This is a genomic window from Kribbella sp. NPDC004536 (assembly GCF_042873835.1).
Classification (GTDB): Bacteria; Actinomycetota; Actinomycetes; order Propionibacteriales; family Kribbellaceae; genus Kribbella.
The window spans coordinates 2,838,826-2,859,115 of record NZ_JBIALY010000001.1 but is presented as its reverse complement, the minus strand read 5'-3'; the positions used below and the strand labels follow the sequence as shown (position 1 = coordinate 2,859,115).

Below are 20,290 nucleotides of genomic sequence, written 5' to 3'. Positions count from 1 at the left end.
GAGGAACCCTGTGGACTACACCGTGGACGTCGAGAAAGCGTTCGCCACCGTCAGCCGGAACGGGAGGGAGCTGTTTCGGCTGCGGTTGTTCGCCTCGCTCGACACGATCGGTGGGCTCGACGAGAGCTCGTCGCTGGAAGTCGAGTCGGTGAGTGACGGCGTGTGGCGGGTGACCGCCCGCAGTTCGGTCTGGGAGAGCAGGGTGACGACGACGCGGTTCCTGCCGGACCGGATCGAGACGCAGACGACGGTGACCGGTCACGGCCGGCTGACGGACGTACATCTGCTGGGCGGTCGGCGTACTCCTCGCGGGTTCCTGCCGAGCGGGTCGGGGCTGCGGGAGGTTTACTCGCCCAATCCGGACCATCCGACGCGGGTCCTCCGGGAGGCGGTCGAGCCGGCCACGATCAGCGTGTGCGGCGAAGGTGGCGAACCCGGGATCGAGCGCTGGTTGTTCACACCAGCACCGTGGTGCTTCGCGGCGACGGCAGGCGCCGCGGAATGGATGGGCTTCAGCCTGGTTGCCCCGGTCGCGGAGCAGAACTTCACCAGCTACCACTATCAGCCGGTGACTGCTGGGTTCAGTCTGCAGCTCGACTACGAGGGCCAGACTGCGGTGGACGGGACCTTCACGACACCGCGGCTCGTCGTACACCTCGGTGGTAGCTCACCGGAGGACGTGCTGGTGGAGCATCGCGCCTTGCTGGACGCTGCGGGCGTCGTGCCAACGCGTGCTGCGGAACGGCCGCCGTGGTGGTCTGGAACGATCTTCTGCGGCTGGGGTGCTCAGTGCGCGCTGGGGGTCCGGACTGATCAGCCGCCGCAAACACTGGCGACGCAGGCGAACTACGACTCGTTCCTGACGACACTGGCCGAGCACGGGATCGTGCCGGAGACCGTGGTGATCGACGACAAGTGGCAGGCGTCGTATGCGACCTGCCGGCCCGACCCGTCGAAGTGGAGCGATCTGAAGGGCTGGATCGCCGGACGGCACGCTGCCGGACAGCGCGTGCTGCTGTGGTGGAAGGCGTGGGACGAAGAGGGCGCCCCGGTCTCTGCCTGCGTGACTGATCCGACCGGCGCGCCGGTCGGGCTCGACGCGGAGGCGCCGGACTGCATCAATCTCATCACCGACGCTGTCACGTACATGCTGTCCGCTGACGGCCTGGACGCCGATGGGTTCAAGATCGACTTCACCGCGCGGACACCGTCCGGTTCGTCGTTGCAGCACGCGGGACCTCGCTGGGGTACGGCCTTGCTGCACGAGCAACTCCGCCTGGTCCACGACACCGCGAAGCGGGTCAAGCCGGACGCCCTGGTGGTCACCCACACTCCGAACCCGGCATTCCTCGACGTGACGGACATGATCCGGCTGAACGACGTACTGCACGACCACTCGGCCGAGCCGGGATATGTGGCTCGTCACATGCGCTACCGGGCCGGTGTGGTTCGTTCCGTACTGCCCGAGCTGGGCGTGGACACCGACGGGTGGATGATGCCGACACACGCGGAGTGGCGTGGCTACCTGGAGATTCAGGACTCGCTGGGAGTGCCTGCGCTGTACTACGTGGACGGCACGGACACCGACCGCTACGACTTCCGCTCTGATGACTTCGACGCTGTCAACGACACGTGGAGCCGGTACAGGGCGGGACTGAGGATTTAGACTGCGGGCCATGAGTCCCCGGGGGCAGGCCGCGCGTGCGGTGTCACAGCCGGTGCGCCGTCCGACCGTGCAGGACGTCGCACGGGAAGCCGGGGTGTCTCCGTCGACGGTGTCACGGGCGCTGCACACCCGCGGCTACGCGTCGCCCGCCGTACGGGCCAAGGTCCGCGCGGCGGCCGAGCGGATCGGGTACGTCACAGACCACAACGCGCGCAACCTCCGCAGCCGTACCTCGACGTCGATCGGCGTCTTGATCTCGGACTTGCGGAACCCGTTCTACGCGGACCTCGCGGCCGGCATCGAGGAGGAGCTCCGCGCGGCGGAGTACCAGATGGTGCTGGTCAACGACAACGGCGACCCCGCGGAGGAGATGCAGGCCGCCGAGACGCTGCTGGCGATGCGGGTGCCCGGCGTGATCGTGACGCCGGTGACCGCGAAGTGCCCGCAGGTGCTGCAGGACAACGGCGTGCACGTGGTCTGCGCGGACCGGGAGCTCGGACGGTCGAACAGCGACCTCGTCCTGAGCGACAACAAGAGCGGTTCGGAGGCGCTCACCGAGCACCTGATCGCGCTCGGCCACACCCGGATCGGGATGCTCATCGACGAGACGAAGTGGTCGACCGGCGCCGGGCGGCTGGCCGGCTTCCGGGCCGCGCACGCCGCGAACGGTCTCGAGATCGACGAGAACCTGATCGCCTACACCAGCTTCGACGCGGACGCGGCGCGGCGGACGACCCGGAAGCTGCTGAACGACCACGAGGTCACGGCCGTCATCTCGGCGAACAACGTGCTCGCACAGGGCGCATTGGCCGAGCTGAAGGACCGCAGGATCAAGATCCCGCGGCAGATCAGCCTGGCGGCGTACGACGACGTGCCGTGGATGTCGCTGGTCCAGCCGGCGCTGACCACGGTCGACCAGAGCACCGTCGAGATGGGCCGCAGCTGCGCCCGCCTGCTGCTCGCCCGGATCCGTGGCGAACTCCCGGCGCGCCGCCGCCTGGTCAAGGTGCCGGCCCGGCTGATCGTCCGCGGATCGACCGGTCCCGCGCCGCGCTGAGTTGTCCACAGGCGGCTCGCCGACGTCTTGACGACGTGTCCGTCGGGCCCTTACGGTTCCTGCAATCCGGAAATGTGGCATCGATACCACATTCCGCCGCTCGTCCCCTGTCGACGTGAGGAGCAACCAATGAAGCACCTGCGCCTTCCCGTGGTGCTCGTGGCCGGTGCGCTGGCCCTGACCGCCTGCGCCGGCGTCGGGAAGAAGGATGCCGGCGGCGGGAGCAGCGATCAGAGCTCGGCCGGCTCGACCCCGACCGGAACCCTGAAAATCATGGGTTTCGGCGGCGACGACGAGGTCGCGCAGTCGCGGGTCACCGCGTTCAAGACCGCCTTCCCCGGTGTCACCGTGCAGAACAACAAGGGCGACTTCGACGCCCAGCAGTTCCTCACCGCGGTGTCGAGCGGCAACCCGCCCGACGTGGTGTACATGGACCGCAACCTGATCGGCACCTATGCCGCGAAGGGCGCGATCCAGCCCCTGGACGACTGCATCAAGAATTCTGGAATCGATACCACACAATACCGGGAAGCCGCGATGAACCAGGTCCGGCTGAAGGACAAGACCTACGGCATCCCGGAGTTCTCCACCGTCTCGGCGAACCTGGTCAGCGAGACCGCGCTGAAGTCGGCCGGTGTGTCGGTCGCCGACATCCAGACCACCGACTGGGACAAGCTCGAGGCGACCGCGAAGAAGCTCTACAAGGCGAAGAACGGCCGTCCGTCCCGGATCGGGTACGACCCGAAGATGCCCGACTTCTTCCCGCTCTGGGCGATGGCGAACGGTACCGAGCTGGTCAAGCCCGGCGGCGAGCCGAACCTCAACGACCCGAAGGCCGTCGAAGCACTGCAGTACACGATCAAGCTGATCGACGACCAGGGCGGCTGGTCGAACTTCAAGACCTTCCGCGACACGTTCGACATCTTCGGCGCGAAGAACCAGTTCACCAAGGACCAGTTGGCCGCGTTCCCGATCGAGAACTGGTACGTGAACGTTCTCCTCGACGCCCGCGCGAACGGGTTGAAGCTGCAGTCGACGCCGTTCACCGACCGGCAGGGACAACCGATCAGCACCGCCGGCGGCTCGGCCTGGGTGGTCCCGAAGGGTGCGAAGAACCCGAACGCCGCCTGCCAGTGGGCGAAGACCATGACCTCGGTGGAGACCTGGCAGAAGGCGGCCGAGGCCCGGATGCAGACCGTTGCCAAGGACAAGACGTTCTTCACCGGTCTGTTCACCGGTAACAAGGTGGCCGACGACAAGATCAAGGCGGAGTACCTGAAGCCCACCGGTGACGCCGGTTTCGACGCCGCGATCAAGAACTACTACGACGTCCTCGACACGGCGAAGGCGCTGAACCCGTCACCGGCCGGCGCCGAGATCGACGCCGCCTGGAAGAGCGCAGTGGCCAAGGCGCTGGCCGGCTCCGCCACCCCGCAGGCCGCTCTCGACCAGGCACAGAGCGAGGCCAAGGCCGCCTTCGACAAGGCCAGCCAGGGCTGACATGACCACGACTGTCGAGCGTTCGGCGAAGCGCGAGCAGACACCGACCGCGCCTCGCCGGCGACCGAAACGCAGCCCGCTGGCGAAGCGCGAGGACCGGGCCGGCTGGCTGTTCGTCTCGCCCTGGGTGATCGGATTCCTGATCTTCACCGCGGGACCGATGATCGCCAGCCTCGTGCTGTCGTTCACCGACTACCAGATGATCCAGGCACCGCACGCGGTCGGGCTGGACAACTACCGCGAACTGTTCGACGACCCACGGGTGCTCAAGTCGCTCAGCAACACGTTCGTCTATGCCGCGATGTTCGTTCCGCTCGGCACGATCTTCGCGCTGGCACTGGCCATGATGCTGCAGCGGGTAGGTAAGGCCGGCGGCTTCTTCCGTACGGCGTTCTACCTGCCGGAGATGACGCCCGCGGTCGCTGCGGGCGCGATGTTCCTGCTGCTGCTCAACGGCCAGCAAGGACTGATCAACAAGGTTCTCGGCTGGTTCGGCATCAACGGACCGAACTGGACCGCCGATCCGAACTGGCTGAAACCGTCGCTCGCGATCGTCAGCCTGTGGACCGTCGGCGGCACCGTCATCATCTACCTGGCCGCGCTGAACGGCGTGCCCAAACAGCTCTACGAGGCTGCCGAGCTGGACGGCGCCGGTCCGGTGACCCGGTTCTTCCGGATCACCGTGCCGATGATCTCCGGAGCGCTGTTCTTCACGGTGATCACGCACACCATCGCGGCGATGCAGATGTTCGACCAGGCGTACACGATGTTCTACGGTCCGCAGCAGAAGGCGACCGCTTCGGACGAGTCCCTGGTGTACATGGTCTACCTGTTCCAGAACGCCTTCCAGTTCTTCAAGATGGGCTTCGCCTCGGCGATGGCCTGGCTGTTGTTCGTGATCATCATGCTGATCACGTTCGTTCAGGTCCGGATCGGCAACCGGTACGTGTACTACCACGGGGACCGCTGATGACCATCGCCTGGAAACGTCTTCCGTTCTTCGTGTTCCTCGCCTTGGCGACGGTGGCCTTCGTGTATCCACTGGTGTGGCTGGTGTCCGCGTCGCTGAAGCCGCGGTCACAGGTGTTCGACAACCGGCTGATCCCGGCGATCTTCCAGCCGTCGAACTACGTCCAGGTCTGGGACGCCGCACCGGTGCTGCGCTGGCTGCTGAACTCGCTGACGGTCGGCTTCATGGCGGCCGCGACCGTGACGCTGTCGAGTGCGCTGGTCGCGTTCGGGTTCGCGTACTTCCGCTTCCGCGGGCGGAACGTCGCCTTCGGCATCCTGTTGTCGACGATGATGCTGCCCGGCGCGGTGACGATGATCCCGGTCTACCTGATCTGGAACAAGCTGGGCATGATCGACACCCAGATCCCGCTCTGGGCACAGAACCTGTTCGGCTCCGCGTTCTACGTGTTCCTGCTCAGGCAGTTCTTCCTCGGCATCCCGCGCGAGCTGTTCGAAGCGGCCAGGGTCGACGGCTGTAGCTACTTCGGGCTGTTCCGGCGGATCGCGTTCCCGCTGTGCAAGCCGGCCCTGGTGATCGTGTTCGTCTTCGAGTTCAAGGCGAGCTGGTCGGACCTGCTGAAACCACTGATCTACCTGCAGACCCCGGACTACTTCACGATGCCGCGCGGCCTGAAGCAGATCATCGACTCCTTCGCCCTCTCGGGCCACTACGAGTGGGAGATCGCCATCGCGGCGAGTGTGCTCGCCGTGTTGCCGATGATCGTGCTGTTCGCCTTCGGCCAGCGGTACATCCTGGACGGCGTGGCCACGACCGCGCAGAAAGGTTGAGTGTGACCCAGCAACAGCCCGTCCTCGCTCTCGACGTCGGTGGCACCAAGCTCGCCGCCGGTGTCGTCGCCCGCGACGGCACCGTGCAGTCCTACTGCCAGGTCGAGACCACGGTCGACGAAGGACCGACAGCGGTCGTCAAACGCCTGCTCGACCTCGGCGAACAAGCAGCAACCGAAGCCGGCATACCCCTCGCCACCCTCCCCGGCAACACCGTCACCCGCCGAGCCCCGGGTCCACCCGCGGCCGCGGGTCCGATCACGGGCGCGGGGCCGCTTGCGAGTGCGGGGCCGCTCACGAGCGCGGGGGCGGTCGCGGGTGCCGGCGCGCTTGCTGCGGTTGGGGTCGGGTGTGGGGGGCCGCTCGAGCCGTCGACCGGGGTGATCCTCGGGCCGCCGGGGCTGCCCGGCTGGGACGCGGTGCCGCTCGGCCGGCTGGTGGCGGAGCGGTTCGGCCTCCCGACGTACGTCGAGAACGACGCAACCGCGGCGGCACTCGGTGAATACCGATGGGGCGGCTGGGGTGTCGAGAACCTGGTCTACCTGACCGTCTCGACCGGCTTCGGCGGCGGCATCGTCACCTCCGGCAAGCTGTTCCACGGTGCCGCCCGGCAGGGTGGCGAGCTGGGGCACGTGGTGATCGACTGGCAGGGTCGCCAGTGCGGCTGCGGCGCCCGCGGCTGCGCGGAGGCGTACGTCTCCGGCACGTCGATCGCCCGCCGCGCCGCCGAAGCGGCCGCCGGAACGGACTCGCCCCTCGCCGGTCTGCAGCCCACCGCGAAGGACGTCGCGGAGCAAGCACGTGCGGGCGATCCGGTCGCACGCGCGGTCTGGGACGAGACCACGGCCATGCTCGGACGGATGGTCGCCGTACTGATCAACGTCTGCGAACCCGAACTCGTCGTCCTCGGCGGCGGTGTCACCCGAGCCGGCGCACAACTGCTCGACCCGGTACGCGAGGCCGCGCTGCGGCAGGCGATGCCACCGGCCGCGCGGGCGTGCGACGTCGCGCTGAGCCGGCACGGTGATGCGGTCGGGGTGCTCGGCGCAGCCGCCATCGCTTACGAACGCCTGGGGGAATCATGAGCACCCGACTGCAGGGCCTGCTCGACGGACAACTGGACCGGCACTCAGAGGTTGCCGCGGCAATGCGCGCCCAACTACCGGAGATCCAGGGCGTGGCCGACGAGCTCATCCGGCGGCTTGCCGCCGGCGGAGTGCTCTATACCCTCGGCAACGGCGGCTCAGCGGCGGACGCGCAGCACCTGGCCGGCGAGCTGATCGGCCGCTACCTGCGAGAACGCCGACCGCTGCCCGCCGTTGCGCTGATCGGAGATGCCGCGGTCGTCAGCTGCATCGCGAACGACTACGCGTACGACGACGTCTTCGCCCGGCAGGTCACCGCTCTCGTCCGGCCGGACGACATGGTCGTCGGATTCAGCACGTCCGGGACCTCGCCGAGCGTGGTGCGAGGCCTCGCGGCCGCGCGGGCCAACGGAGCCTGCTCCGTGGCGTTCACCTCGGTCCGCGGCGAGGACCTCGCGGCGCAGGCCGACCTGGCGGTCGTCGTACCGGCCGAGGAGACCGCCCGGATCCAGGAGATGCACGTCCTCGCCCTGCACCTGGTCAGCGAGCTGGTCGACCGCTGGGCGTCCGAGCTCGAGGAGCCGTCATGAGAGGCCCGCTGCACATGATCGGCAACGCACACATCGACGCGGTGTGGCTCTGGCAATGGCAGGAGGGGTACCAGGAGGTGCGCGCGACGTTCCGCTCCGCGCTGGATCGCATGGACGAGTATCCGGACTACGTCTTCACGGCCGACTCCGTCGCGTACTTCAGCTGGATCGCGGAGCACGATCCCGGACTGTTCGAGCGGATCCGCAAGCGGGTCGCCGAGGGCCGGTTCGAGATCGTCGGCGGCTGGTGGGTGGAACCGGACTGCAATCTCCCGGGCGGCGAGGCGTTCGCCCGGCACGCGCTGTACTCGCAGCGCTGGCTGGCCGAGCACCTCGGCGTGATCGCGACGGTCGGGTGCAACGTCGACCCGTTCGGTCACAACGCCAACCTGCCGCAGCTGCTCAGCAAGGCGCGGCTCGACTCGTACGCGTTCCTGCGCCCGCAGGCCCACGAACTGGAGCTGCCCGGCCAGAAGTTCTGGTGGGAGTCGGCGGACGGCTCGCGGGTGCTCGCATACCGGATCCCGCACGAGTACTGCTCACCTGGCGGCGAGATCTCCGGGCATGTCACGAAGGCGCTCCAACAGTTGCCGGTGACAACCGAACCGCTGATGGTGTGCTACGGCGTCGGCAACCACGGCGGTGGCCCGACGATCGAGAACATCGAGTCGATCAAGCAGCTCGCCGAGCGTGACCTCTATCCGGACCTGTTCCCGTCGACCATGCGCCGGTTCTTCGACGAGGCACGCGGCTTCGACGATCTGGCGGTGCACCCGACCGAGCTGCAACCGCACGCCATCGGTTGCTACGCGGCGCACTCCGGCGTGAAACGGCAGAACCGGTTGGCCGAGCAGGCGCTGCTGGCGGCCGAGAAGTGGTCCACCGTCGCCTCGGCGGTCAGCGGCATGCCGGATGCGACCCGCGAGCTCGGGCACGCCTGGAAGCAGGTGCTGTTCAACCAGTTCCACGATATCGCCGCGGGCACTGCGATCGAGCCGGCGTACGACGACGCGCGCGACCAGCTCGGCGAGGCGAAGTCGATCGCCGCGCGGCTGGCGAACCGTTCGATCCAGTCGATCGCGCGGCAGATCGACATCCCGGCCGAGTCGGCGATGGTGCCCGTCGTCGTATTCAACCCGCACGCGTGGCCGGTGGCCACAACCGTGGAGCTCGAGCTCGGGTACCCGGCTCCGTTGCGGGGCGCGATCGAGCTCCGCGAAGGCCTCGACGGGCCGGTGCTCGACGTCCAGGAGGTCCGGTCCGCGGCGACCGCGAACGGGCGCCGCCGGATCGCCTTCCGCGCATGCGTTCCCGCGCTCGGATATCAGCTGTTCACGATGCGCCCCGGCGACTCGTCGTACTACCTCGGCGCCGCCGCCGACGATCGGCTCACGCTGGACAACGGCGTGGTGCGGGCGGAGCTCGACCGGCGGACGGGCTGGCTGAAGACGCTCGCGGCCGGTGACGGCCCGAATCTGCTGGCCGCCGGCGTGCCGCACGCCCAGGTGATCGACGACGACACCGACACGTGGAGCCACGGAGTCCGGTCGCTGTGGAAGACCAGCGGTGTCTTCGCGGTCCAACGCGTGCGGCGGCTCGCGGACGGCCCGGTGCGCCAGCTGATCCGGGTCGAGTCGTCGTACGGCGAGTCCCGGCTCGTCGAGGAGTTCGTCCTCGATGCAGAGTCGGCCGCGCTCGAGATCCGGGTGACGGTGGACTGGCGTGAGCGGCTGAAGGCGCTCAAGTTGTGCTTCCCGTTCGCCGTCGCGGACGCGGTGGCGACGCACGAGATTCCGTACGGGTCGTTGGTCCGCGAGCAGAACCGCGAGGAAGTGCCGTCGCACGCCTGGGTCGACGTCTCCGGCAACGGCGGCGGCGTCGCAGTACTGAACGACGGCAAGTACTCGTTCGCCGTCGACGGCACGGCCGACGGCCGATCCGTGCTGGCGATGACGGCCGTCCGGTCGCCGGTCTACGCGTGGCACGACCCCCGGCAGTTGGACGACGACGGCGTGTACGAGTACCTCGACCAGGGGATCCAGCGCTTCACGTACCGGCTGCTGCCGCACGCCGGGGACTGGCGCGCGGCCGGCGTGGTCCGCGGCGCCGCCGAGCTCAACCAGCCGGCTACCCCGTTGATCGAGTGCTTCCACGACGGTCCACTGCCACCGTGCCGCTCCTACCTCGGCGTGACGGGCAGCGACCAAGTCGTCGTCTCGGTCGTCAAACGCGCCGAGGACAACGACGGCGCCACGATCCTGCGCGCGTACGAGATCGCAGGGGCCGCCGCCGAGGTCACGATCGACGTACCGTTCCTGAACCGATCGGTCCAGACCAGCTTCGGTCCGTACGAGATCAAGACGCTACGACTCCCCGCGGACGCCGGCGCCGACGCGACCGAGCTGGACCTGATCGAGTGGGACCCGACGCAACCACCACCGATCGGCTGAGCCCGTGCAAGTACGCCTGGAGTCTCCGGACGGATCGCCGCTGAGCGACGACGGCTGGAGCGTGGAACTCAACGTCAGCTCAGGTAGCCCCCAGCTCGTACGTCTGCGCGTACGGTTCGACGGACCGGAGCCGGTCGACACGCGCATCCGTTTCGAGGTGCCGGTGCCGGACGGTCCCCCGCACTGGTTGATCCCGGGGCTCTTCTATGGCGCCAACCGTGATCCGTCCTGCATGCGTCTGTACCCGCGGTACGCGCCGGGCGAGCTCGACTCGGCGACGCTGACCGCGGACCAGTGGGCGTTCCGCGCGGACCGCGCGGCGACACCGGCCATCTTTGCCTGGGGCAACGAAAGCGGCGTCGCGCTGACCGTTGCCGCCGACACGTCGCTCGGCCTCAGCGGACTCGGACTAGGCGCCAGGCCCGGGCGACCGGCGTCGATCTGGGTCTCGCTGCCCTACCGCGAAGAGCCGTTCAGCTACGTCGGCGAACCGCGCGGTGTCGCGCCGCTGGCCCAGGCGTACACCTGGCAGCCCGGCGAGAGCCATGAGCTCGATGTCTGCCTGTGGACACTGCCGGCCGACCGGCACAGCTACGCGCCGATCCTCCGCAGCCTCCGTGACCGGGAACGGGCAGCGCAGCCACCGGTCACACCGTGGATCGACATCGCGCAGGCGGCCGAGTTGACGTCGTACGGCCTCTGGCGCTGGCACTACCGGGAGGATCCGGCGGTGCTCATCGAGACCGCATTGTTCGACCGCGAACTGGCCGCGGACCTGGGCGATCGCGGCGACCGGCTCGCGATGCACGTCGCCTGGGTCAGCGGGATCCCGTACGCACACGGCTTGCTGCGCCACGGCCGGCGCGTCGGCAACCAGACGTACGTCGACGCGGGGACGGCCGTCATCGACCACATCACCCGCAACCTCACGCCGGCCGGCACCTTCTTCGGTACGTGGTACGCCGAGCACGGCTGGAGGGGGTCGTGGACGCCCGTGCCCGGCGGATTGCACGCCCGGACGTTGGCCGAGGCGACGCTGTTCACGATTCGCGCGCTGACGGCCGAGCCGATCGATCACCCTGACTGGCGGGCGGCAGCGCTGAGCAACCTCGAGTTCGCCCTGTCCGCACAAGATGCCGAGGGCAACTTCGGCAGCCTGTACCACCTCGAGACCGGCGAGGTGTTGTCCCGTAGCGGAGCCGCCGGGCTCACCTGGGTCGCCGCGATGGCCGAAGCGTACGAGCTGTTCGGCGACGAGCGTTACCGTACGGCGGCGCTCCGCGGTGGGCGGTACTACGCGTCCTTCGTCCGTTCCGACAGTCTGTGTGGCGCGCCGGAGGACGTGGACCTCGCGCCGACATCCGAGGACGGTTACGCGGCGTTGTTCGCCTACGTCGGGCTGCACCGGATCGACTCGGTGCACGAGTGGCTCGAACTGGCCCGGTATGCCGCCGATTGGATGCTGACGTTCCGCTACAGCTACGACGTACGGTTCGCTCCCGACACGGTCCTCGGCGCGTACGGCTTCCGCACCCGCGGCGCCGACCAGGCCAGTCCGTCGAACCAGCATCTGCACAACTACGGCCTGATCTGCACAGCCGAGTTGGCGACCCTGTCCGCGCTGACCGGTGACGACAGCTACGCGGTCTCGGCCGCCGAGCACCTGAGGTTCGCCCGCCAGTTCGTGGCCCGCCGTGACGGCGACTTCAACGCCCGCCGGGGCATGGTCACCGAGCGGTACTACCAGACCGAGTGTTTCGGCCCACCCGGCGCGCTGCTCACCCTCTCGCACTCCTGGTGTATCGGCGTCCTCCTGCTGGCCTGCGAAGACGTGCTGACCCGCAAGGACCTTCCCGCCGTCGAATGGTGAGCGTCACACCCAGGAGCTGCCAGAACCGCTCGGTAAGTGCAGTCCGTCGCCAGGTTGACACGCCGGGTGGTGAGCTCGGTGTCGCGGCCGGGCGGTACGCCGGTCCCGGTCGCCGCGGTGATCCCGATAGCATCGACCTGCTGTCCCACCGACGCCGAGTGCCGTCACCTGCACGACCCTAAACCGGCGATGCGATAGCTTTCGGTGTCTCCGACGAAGGAAAGTCATGGGTGAGCTAGCCAAGATCGTGGTCGTCGTACCGACCTACAACGAGCGGGAGAACCTGCCCGTGCTGGCCGGGCTGCTGTCCGACCTGAACCTGCCCGGCCTGGAGCTCCTGGTTGTCGACGACAACTCCCCCGACGGTACGGGCGACGTCGCCGACGAACTGGCGAAGGAGTCGCCGGAGAAGGTCGGCGTACTGCACCGGACCGTGAAGGACGGACTCGGCCGCGCGTACGTCGCCGGGATCACCCGCGCGCTCGACGAGGGTGCCGACATCGTCATCCAGATGGACGCCGACCTGTCGCACCCGGCTTCGGTCATCCCGACCATGGTCGACATCCTGCGTACCACCGACGCCGGCGTCGTGATCGGCTCCCGGTACGTCCCCGGCGGCTCGGCCGCCGCGGAATGGGGCTGGCACCGGCGGGCACTGTCCGCGTGGGCGAACTTCTACGTGAACGCGATCCTGCGCCTGCACGTCAAGGACGCCACGGCCGGTTTCAAGGCCTGGAAGGCGGACACCCTGCGCTGGATCGACGTCGCCTCGATCGCCAGCAACGGGTACTCGTTCCAGGTCGAGATGAACTACCGCACGGTCAAGCGCGGCCTCAAGATCGCCGAAACCCCGATCCGCTTCGAGGAACGCACCGAGGGCGTCTCCAAGATGTCCCTCAAGGTCCAACTCGAATCCGCCCTGATGCCCTGGAAACTCCTCTTCGGCCGCTCCTGACCGACTGCTGTACAGCGGCTGTCCGGCGGAGCGCGTACGCCTGCGGGTCAGCCGTAGCCGAGCTCGTGCAGCCGGGCATCGTCGATGCCGAAGTGGTGCGCGATCTCGTACACGACCGTGATGTTCACCTCATCCACCACGTCCTCGACGGTCTCGCAGATCTTCAGCGTCGGATTGCGGTAGATCGTGATCCGGTCGGGGAGCACGCCGCCGTAGTAGTGCCCGCGCTCGGTCAACGGGATGCCCTCGTAGATCCCGAGCAGCTCCGCCTCCCCCGCCGGCGGCTCGTCCTCCACGAACACCGCCACGTTGTCGATCAGCCCCGCGAGCTCCTCCGGCACCTCGTCCAGCGCCTGCGAAACCAACCGCTCGAAGTCGGCCCGGCTCATCTCGATCACCCCACCAGTATCTCGTTTTGGAAGCTGGCGCGGTCTCCTCTATGCTTACGGCTGTCCCTGGAGCTTCGGCTCCCGCGGGTCCGAGTCCCCATCGTCTAGTGGCCTAGGACGCTGCCCTTTCAAGGCGGTAACGCGGGTTCGAATCCCGTTGGGGATACGGCGAAAGCCGGTGCAAAACCTAGCTCGAGGATGCTGTAGGATCATCGAGTCGCAAGGCCCAGTGGCGCAGTTGGTTAGCGTGCCGCCCTGTCACGGCGGAGGTCGCGGGTTCGAGTCCCGTCTGGGTCGCCAGGAGAAGGCGGCGGTGTCCAAACACCGCCGCCGAACTTTCTCCCCGGTCAGGTAGCTCAGCCTGGTAGAGCGTCCGCCTGAAAAGCGGAAGGTCGGCGGTTCGAGACCGCCCCTGACCACCACTTCTCTCGCTGCTTGAGGGGGAGCTTTCTCCACATGGGACAGGCGCCCGACAACCTCGTCGCTCTGCTTCTCGCCCGCGGCTAACTCACGCGCTCTCACCCATCCGTTCAGTTGCGAGCTGGCGCTGCCTACACCCCAGACGGTATGACGTGACTCCATCGTGCTGACGGGGTTGCGGGTCGGGAGCCGATGTCAATTCCTACCTCGATCAGGAGCCCAGTGCAGACACCGCATTCTGGGTCAAGGCCGCGATGGCGGTGAATGGCTGCGGCCTCGCGATCTCGAAGGCGGGTGAATCCTCTCAACCGGACAGATGACGGATCCGGGCACGAGTTAGCGCGACGCCGAGGCTCGCGTTCGATCACGGGCCGAGTCGCCGCGTACGGTCTCGCTGGTAGCAGGCGCCCAGGTCGTCGAACCTCTCGGCGAGGGCGGCAAGTCCCCGGGCATCGCCGTTTGCTAAAGCTTCGGCGCGCTGAACGAGAGCCATGGTCACTGGATTGCTCGCAGAGTGAGCCCGCGCCGAGGCCAGCCGCCGGTCAAGATCCGAAACCCTGATCAAGGCCGCTGCTTCGGCCCACGCGGCGGCATACCACGGTCTCCACATCAGGGCGGTCGGGCTCGCGGTCCAAGTCGGGTCGCCCAGGTCAGCGGCGAGCCGTGCCCAGGCCTCATGAGGTCGATTGCGATCCAGCAGGAGCCAGGCGTCCAAGGTCGGTGCCCATCCGACGTCCGGACGGTCCGGCGGAGTCAGCGGCCCGTCAAGAAGATGCTCGGTGACGCCTCGCCAGATCTCACGCTCGCTGTCGTCGCCGAGGAGGCCATGCGCCAGAGCAACCGAGTATGCACCGACAGCCAGCGTCGAGGCGCGGTGTTTGCCGGCCCGCGTCCACGAGGCGAGGAAGCGGTCTCCGCGTTCGGTGGCTCCGACCAGGTCTCCTACAAGGACGTCGACCTCAAGCCGACGGGCAAGCGGAGGGTGGACGTAGTCGCGGTAACAGGGGAGGGCCGCGAGGCGCTCGGCGAACGACGTCGCGCCCGGAAGGTCCCCCGCAGCCAATGAGACCTCACATCCCATCAGTAAGTAGTCGTTGAAGGCGTATGCCGTGGCCGCGCTTAATGGCAACGGATCTATGAGGACGCCGCGGGCCTGCACTGTGGCGAGCGCATCCGTGTAGTCGCCGCTCAACAGCTGGCTGTAACAGATGCGGTCGAACGCAGCCGACCCGACGACCGGCTCCCCTACAGCAATCGCGTGATCGGCTGCGCGCCGTAGCGCTGCCACCGACTGAGGATGATCGTCCACCGGACACATGGCAGTGACCGCCAGGACCGTGGCCTCGGCCGCCGAACCGGGCCGCACCAGCCGCCGCGCCTCCGCGAGCCAACTTTCGATCTCGCCTTTCTCGGGTGGATTGGCCATGATCCCCGAGTGGAAGGCCGCGTAAATCACCGACCAAGCGAGTGCGCCACCAGCGGCGTCTGGATCCGAACCCAAGGCTGCTGCTTCCGTCGCCTCGTCCAGCAGCCGCAGGGCTTCGTTACCTACCAGTCGAGCCGCGGCAGCCCCGGCGGCTTTAAGAAGGAGACTCGCGCGATCGTTGGCGTCCGTCACCGCGGTGGCTGCCACGGTCTCAAAGCGTCGCTGCGCCTCCTCCAGCCGACCCCGCTGTACCAACAGCTCTGCGAAGAGCTCGCCGAGGTCCCTGACGTCTATCGGTCGGGTGAGCGCGACACGAGTCTCGACGGCGAGCTCGTCGAACCGCTCGCACCACGCGTCGTCATGCGCGACCGGCCCTAGCGCGTGCAGGCCACCCGACAACCATCGCGCGTGGCTCCGCTGCACCTCACTAGCCCCGTCCGCCAGAAGGTCTGCAGCGTATTGCCGTACGACCTCCTGAAAGTGGTACCGCGTCGGGTTGCCGGGTTCGACGTACAGCAGGTGCTGGTCGGCCAGCGTCGCTAGAACACGTGCAGCATCCGCGACCGCGTGCTCGGGCCATGCGACCGTGTGTGCGGCAGCGACGGTGAACGGCGCAGCAAAGACGGAAAGCGCTGCGAACAGCTCCCGGCAGGCGTCGTCGAGCAAGTCGACGCTCCAGCTGATGGTGGCGCGGAGAGACCGCTGACGCGCCCCGTCTCCGGAACCGAGCAGCTGCAGAGGGTCTCCGAGTGCGGCCGCCAGCCCGTCCAGGCCCAGGAGGGGGTATCGAGCCGCAGCAAGCTCGATCGCCAAGGCCATCCCCTCGAGCTGGCTGCACAGCTCCGCCACTCGTGGGTCGTAAGGTACGGTCGCACCCGCTGCTTCGGCGCGAATGCGGAAGAGCTCGCTCGCGTCATCCGCTGCGAGACTCGGCAGCTCGTATACCCATTCGTTCGGCGACCGGAGCGGCGCGCGGCTGGTCGTCACGATCGATAGTCGAGGGCAGTCCTCGACGAGCCGGGCCAGATAGCTCGCCACCTCCGGTAGCAGGTGCTCACAATTGTCCACGACCAGGATTCCGTCCGAGCGACTGAGCCGGTCGGTCAACGTGTCGCCGAGCGATTGTCCTGGTGGCTCCACGACCCCAACCGCCGCGGCCACCGCCGCCACGACGACTTCTGGCGCGGCAACCTGGCTGAGATCGACGAACCACGCGCCATCGGGACGGGCGGTGGCGACTTGCTCCACGGCATGGATCGCCAGCCGGGTCTTCCCGACGCCGCCCGGCCCAGTCACGGTCACCAGGCGGTGGGCCTCCACACAGGTACGTAGCTCGGCTGTCTCCGGGCTGCGCCCCACGAATCGGTTGGCCGAGCTGGGCCAGCGGTGGAGGCACCGCGGTCTCAGAAGGTTAAGCTCTTCGGCCCGCCGCGCCAGCGCACGTCGATCGGGCACGCCGAGCTTGCGGATGAGTGAAGAGACATGTGACTCGACGGTGCGTACCGACAGCGAGAGTCGCGTTGCGATCTCAACATTCGTCAAGTGTCCGACTACCAGGACGAGAACGTCGCGCTCTCGGTCGGTCACTCCCGATATCGGAGCCATCGCAGTCGTCATCCTTCAGAGTGTTGCGCGTCCAAGCGCCGTTGACCAGCGACGCCAGCCGTGCCATCTGAAGCGCAGGCTGTGCCACCTAGACAGGATCCGTGGTGGGCACGGATGCGGGGCTGCACTAGTAGCGCGACTCTCGGCTCGCAGAAGCCAGCAGGACGAGATCCCGGGAGGCACGATGACATTCGACGCACTTGCGTACAAAGAGACGACCAGGAGGCAGTGGGAGGATGCCGCTGAGGCCTGGCACCGCTGGGGACCGACGTTGGAGAAATGGCTGGGCGAGGCCACCGCGGCGATGCTGGACGCCGCCGGCGTCGCTGCTGGCTCGCACGTGCTGGATGTCGCCGGCGGCGCGGGCGGCCAGGCTATGTCGGCTGCTCGACGGGCCGGGTCGGTCGGTCGGGTGACGGTCACCGATACCTCACCGAGAATCCTGTCATACGCCCGACGTACGGCCGACGCGGCTGGCTTCTCGCAGATCACGACATACGAGGTGGACGGCGAGGAGATCGACAGCAAGTGGTGCGAGGAATTCGATGCAGCGATCTGCCGATTGGGGCTGATCTACTTTCCAAACCGGGTAAGGGCTCTGCAGGGCATCCGATCCAGCCTCATTGACGGCGGGCGCTTCGCGGCCATCGTCTACTCAACTGCCGAGCGGAACGGCTTCTTCTCCACGCCATTCGCGTTGATCCGGAGCCGCGCCGGGCTGCCCTCACCATCTTCTGATCAGCCGGGTCCGTTCTGCCTGGGCGAGCCGGCCGCGGCGCGTCAGACACTTCGTGACGCCGGATTCCACGACGTGAGGGTCGATACAGTCGTCGCGCCATTGCTGCTCCCGTCGGCCGCCGACTGCGTGCGTTTCGAACGCGAGTCCTTCGGTGCTCTCCATCACATGCTGTCGGGCTTGAAGGAGCCTGAACGGCAGCAGATCTGGGTGGACGTCGAGTCGGCGCTGCAGGTCTACGAGACGAAGGCGGGGTTCGTCGGTCCGTGCGAGCTCCACGTCATCTCGGGTGCGCGATGAGCAGCGGTTTCACTGTGGCCGCAGTCCAGGCGGCGTACGTATTGCTCGATCGGGATGCCACGGTCGCACGCGTAGAGCAACTAGTGACCGACGCTGCCATGACGGGAGCGGAGCTCGTGGTGCTACCCGAGGCCTTCGTCCCCGGGACGCCGCTGTGGATCGACAGCGGCCCGATCTGGGCCGGCGACGGCCCGTGGTACGCAAAGCTCGTTGAACAAGCCGTCGTCGTGCCCGGTCCAGTAACCGCGGCACTCGGTGCGATCGCCCGAGCCAATCGGGTTCACTTGGTGATCGGGGTGCAGGAGCGGGAGCCGTACGGCACCACTATCTACAACACTGTTCTCTACTTCGGCGCCGACGGCCGGCTGCTCAACAAGCACCGCAAGCTCGTCCCGACCGGTTCCGAACGGACCGTTTGGGGTCAGGGCGATGGCTCGACCCTGGACGTCGTACCGACGCCGCTGGGTCGACTGGGCGGGCTGACCTGCTGGGAGAACTACATGCCGTTGGCGCGGTTCCACCAGTATGCGCAAGGCGTGGAGGTGTGGCTGGCACCGACCTTGGCTCGCGGTGACGGCTGGGTGGCGACCATGCAGCACATCGCTCGCGAGGGCCGGATGTGGGTTGTCGGAGTCAATCCCTGTCTGCGATACGACCAGATCCCGGCCGACCTTCCGGACCGGAGTCGGATCGCGCCCGAGCCCGCACCGGGTGACGGAGAATGGATCGAGCCTGGCAACACCTTGATCTGCGACCCCAGCGGGCAGCTGGTCGCCGGACCCTTGCGGCATGCGGAGGGGATCCTCACCACGAGGATCGACCTCACAAAGGTGGCCGAGCTCCGCCGGCTCTTCGACGTGTCAGGTCACTACCACAGGCCGGACATTTTCAGCCTCACAGTGGACACGCGGCCGAGGCCAGCCATCACGACCGTGACCGCTCCCCAACCGTCAGAGACCGATGACGGCCAGAACAGTGATCGCGGAGGGGCGTCGTCAGCACACCGACATATCGGATGATGTGGAGTTGCGCACTATGTCGATGTGGATGGTCGCGTTTCATGACGAGCTTGCTGGCCGCCGCAACGAACTCGGAGGCCGCCGATTGTCGGCCGCGCCAGCCACTTGAGTGAGCTGCCAGCGGTCATCGTCGACCTCTCACAGCAACATCGCGCCCTGCCCGCACGGATGCCTAACGTGGGCGCCAGGCCCAAGACGCGGAGGAATTCCGTGCTTGCTCCCTCGGACTTGCCCTCGCCGAGGAGGGAAAACCGACCTCCTGCCGGGTGTCGGCCTCAAGCTGAGCGTTCTTGGCCGCAGCCGTGGCCTGCGCCAAGAACCCGCGGGCATGGACGAGTTGGTGTCGCATCCCGTGCTGGCGTCCCTGTCGGAACAAACTCGTCGACTTGCTTCAGCCCCGCCAAGTAGGGCGCTGGTCAGAATCGATCCGCCATAGACGATTGTTGCCGATGGCTTCATTGGCAGCTGAAGCGAGAGCGACACCGCACCGGCGGGTGCCCCAGCAACAGCCAGTGCCAACTGACGGCCCGGCAACCACGAGGAACTTTCCTTCCCAATCGCCCGGCGTTCGGGCTGTGGATCTAGGGTGCGAGGCATGACACGGTATGTCGACGAGGATATGAGTGGTGCAGAGTTTCGGGAGTGTGATCTCACCGGGGCGCGCTGGATCGGTGTTGTCATGCAGGACGCGGTGATTGATGGGCTCGTCACGAATCTTGTGGTGAATGGGGTGGAGGTCAGCGGGTACGTCGAGGCGGAGCTTGATCGGCGTTATCCGGTGCGGGAGTTGATCCGCTCCGACGAGCCTCGGGAGCTGCATGAGGCGGCCCGTCAGTTGCACGCCGGTTGGGGCGCCACGGTCGAGCGGATGCGCCGTACACCGGGGATCGAGCGTCGGAGCGTGAACGACGAATGGTCGGCGGTGCAGACGATGCGGCACCTGGTGTTCGTGCACGACTCGTGGTTCCGGCGATGCTGCCTCGGGTCGACCGAGCTGTTCACGCCGATGGGTATCGGGCCTGACGTCGAGCCTTACCGGGAAGGGCATGGGATCGACCGCTCGCTCGATCCGGCGCTCGACGAGATCGTGCGCGTACGGGACGCACAGGCCGCCGAGCTAGAGGCGTGGCTCGAGGAAGTCACCCCCGAGCAGCTCGCCGCGCCGGCGCCGGTGCCCGAAGACGACGTATGGCCGCCGTACGCCCGCGGTCGCTCGGTCGGCCGGTGCCTTCGCACAGTCCTCAACGAGACCTTCGAACACCACGGCTTCTGCGTCCGCGACCTCGCGCTGATCGAGGCACAAGACGCCGAGTAGGACTCGACGAATACCTCGATCGGGGCCCGGATTTCTCCCAGTTGTCCGCGAGTCGTGTGGCTTCAGTTGGCTTCAGGTCGACTTCGGTACTACGGTAGAGCTACGGT

15 protein-coding genes and 3 tRNA genes are annotated in these 20,290 nt (G+C 67.5%); 16 read left to right on the top strand and 2 right to left on the bottom strand.

The window, feature by feature from the left end; all coding sequences use genetic code 11:
• Window positions 1-10 precede the first annotated feature (10 nt).
• The 10 genes from ACFYRU_RS14210 (at window position 11) to ACFYRU_RS14165 (ending at window position 12,973) form a co-directional block, all read left to right on the top strand.
• Entirely contained in the window at window positions 11-1,666 is a 1,656-nt protein-coding gene (locus tag ACFYRU_RS14210) for a hypothetical protein (protein ID WP_387657587.1), read from the top strand.
• Between the two features lie 10 nt (window positions 1,667-1,676).
• Complete coding sequence (locus ACFYRU_RS14205) at window positions 1,677-2,723, top strand: LacI family DNA-binding transcriptional regulator (RefSeq protein WP_387657584.1); 1,047 nt, start codon at window positions 1,677-1,679, stop codon at window positions 2,721-2,723.
• Between the two features lie 129 nt (window positions 2,724-2,852).
• The gene (locus tag ACFYRU_RS14200) at window positions 2,853-4,223 is read left to right on the top strand and encodes an ABC transporter substrate-binding protein (protein ID WP_387657581.1); all 1,371 of its coding nucleotides are present in this window, start codon (window positions 2,853-2,855) and stop codon (window positions 4,221-4,223) included.
• 1 nt (window position 4,224) lies between these two features.
• Window positions 4,225-5,193, top strand: coding sequence for a carbohydrate ABC transporter permease (locus tag ACFYRU_RS14195; protein ID WP_387657578.1), 969 nt, complete (start codon window positions 4,225-4,227; stop codon window positions 5,191-5,193).
• Window positions 5,193-6,023, top strand: a complete 831-nt coding sequence (locus ACFYRU_RS14190) for a carbohydrate ABC transporter permease (RefSeq protein ID WP_387657575.1) — start codon at window positions 5,193-5,195, stop codon at window positions 6,021-6,023. Before ACFYRU_RS14195 ends, ACFYRU_RS14190 begins: the two co-directional genes overlap by 1 nt.
• Window positions 6,024-6,025: 2 nt before the next feature.
• Window positions 6,026-7,108, top strand: a complete 1,083-nt coding sequence (locus ACFYRU_RS14185) for an ROK family protein (protein WP_387657572.1) — start codon at window positions 6,026-6,028, stop codon at window positions 7,106-7,108.
• Window positions 7,105-7,698 carry an SIS domain-containing protein gene (locus tag ACFYRU_RS14180; protein ID WP_387657571.1) on the top strand — a complete coding sequence of 198 codons (594 nt, stop codon included), beginning with the start codon at window positions 7,105-7,107 and terminating at the stop codon, window positions 7,696-7,698. The genes ACFYRU_RS14185 and ACFYRU_RS14180 overlap by 4 nt, the downstream gene beginning before the upstream one ends.
• On the top strand, window positions 7,695-10,148 hold the full coding sequence (locus tag ACFYRU_RS14175) for an alpha-mannosidase (protein WP_387657568.1): 2,454 nt from the start codon (window positions 7,695-7,697) through the stop codon (window positions 10,146-10,148). Before ACFYRU_RS14180 ends, ACFYRU_RS14175 begins: the two co-directional genes overlap by 4 nt.
• Before the next feature lie 4 nt (window positions 10,149-10,152).
• Window positions 10,153-12,018: a hypothetical protein gene (locus ACFYRU_RS14170; protein ID WP_387657566.1), complete on the top strand. Its 1,866-nt coding sequence runs from the start codon at window positions 10,153-10,155 to the stop codon at window positions 12,016-12,018.
• Between the two features lie 226 nt (window positions 12,019-12,244).
• Window positions 12,245-12,973 carry a polyprenol monophosphomannose synthase gene (locus ACFYRU_RS14165; protein WP_387657564.1) on the top strand — a complete coding sequence of 243 codons (729 nt, stop codon included), beginning with the start codon at window positions 12,245-12,247 and terminating at the stop codon, window positions 12,971-12,973.
• A gap of 47 nt (window positions 12,974-13,020) precedes the next feature.
• Here the strand turns inward: ACFYRU_RS14165 and ACFYRU_RS14160 are convergent, their stop codons facing one another.
• The gene (locus ACFYRU_RS14160) at window positions 13,021-13,371 is read right to left on the bottom strand and encodes a metallopeptidase family protein (protein WP_387657561.1); all 351 of its coding nucleotides are present in this window, start codon (window positions 13,369-13,371) and stop codon (window positions 13,021-13,023) included.
• Window positions 13,372-13,455: 84 nt separating this feature from the next.
• Between ACFYRU_RS14160 and ACFYRU_RS14155 the strand changes: the two genes are divergently transcribed.
• The 3 genes from ACFYRU_RS14155 (at window position 13,456) to ACFYRU_RS14145 (ending at window position 13,784) form a co-directional block, all read left to right on the top strand.
• Window positions 13,456-13,528, top strand: a tRNA-Glu gene (locus ACFYRU_RS14155).
• A 57-nt stretch (window positions 13,529-13,585) separates the two neighbouring features.
• Window positions 13,586-13,662, top strand: a tRNA-Asp gene (locus ACFYRU_RS14150).
• Window positions 13,663-13,707: 45 nt separating this feature from the next.
• Window positions 13,708-13,784: transfer RNA gene (locus ACFYRU_RS14145), tRNA-Phe, on the top strand.
• 362 nt (window positions 13,785-14,146) lie between these two features.
• On the opposite strand, the gene ACFYRU_RS14140 is transcribed toward ACFYRU_RS14145, so the two are convergent.
• On the bottom strand, window positions 14,147-16,825 hold the full coding sequence (locus tag ACFYRU_RS14140; RefSeq protein ID WP_387657559.1) for an ATP-binding protein: 2,679 nt from the start codon (window positions 16,823-16,825) through the stop codon (window positions 14,147-14,149).
• Window positions 16,826-16,997: 172 nt separating this feature from the next.
• Here ACFYRU_RS14140 and ACFYRU_RS14135 point away from each other — a divergent pair, with 172 nt between their 5' ends.
• The 3 genes from ACFYRU_RS14135 (at window position 16,998) to ACFYRU_RS14125 (ending at window position 20,183) form a co-directional block, all read left to right on the top strand.
• Window positions 16,998-17,849, top strand: coding sequence for a class I SAM-dependent methyltransferase (locus ACFYRU_RS14135; protein WP_387657556.1), 852 nt, complete (start codon window positions 16,998-17,000; stop codon window positions 17,847-17,849).
• The gene (locus ACFYRU_RS14130; RefSeq protein WP_387657553.1) at window positions 17,846-18,868 is read left to right on the top strand and encodes a carbon-nitrogen hydrolase family protein; all 1,023 of its coding nucleotides are present in this window, start codon (window positions 17,846-17,848) and stop codon (window positions 18,866-18,868) included. Before ACFYRU_RS14135 ends, ACFYRU_RS14130 begins: the two co-directional genes overlap by 4 nt.
• A gap of 595 nt (window positions 18,869-19,463) precedes the next feature.
• Complete coding sequence (locus ACFYRU_RS14125) at window positions 19,464-20,183, top strand: DinB family protein (RefSeq protein ID WP_387657550.1); 720 nt, start codon at window positions 19,464-19,466, stop codon at window positions 20,181-20,183.
• Window positions 20,184-20,290: the final 107 nt, after the last annotated feature.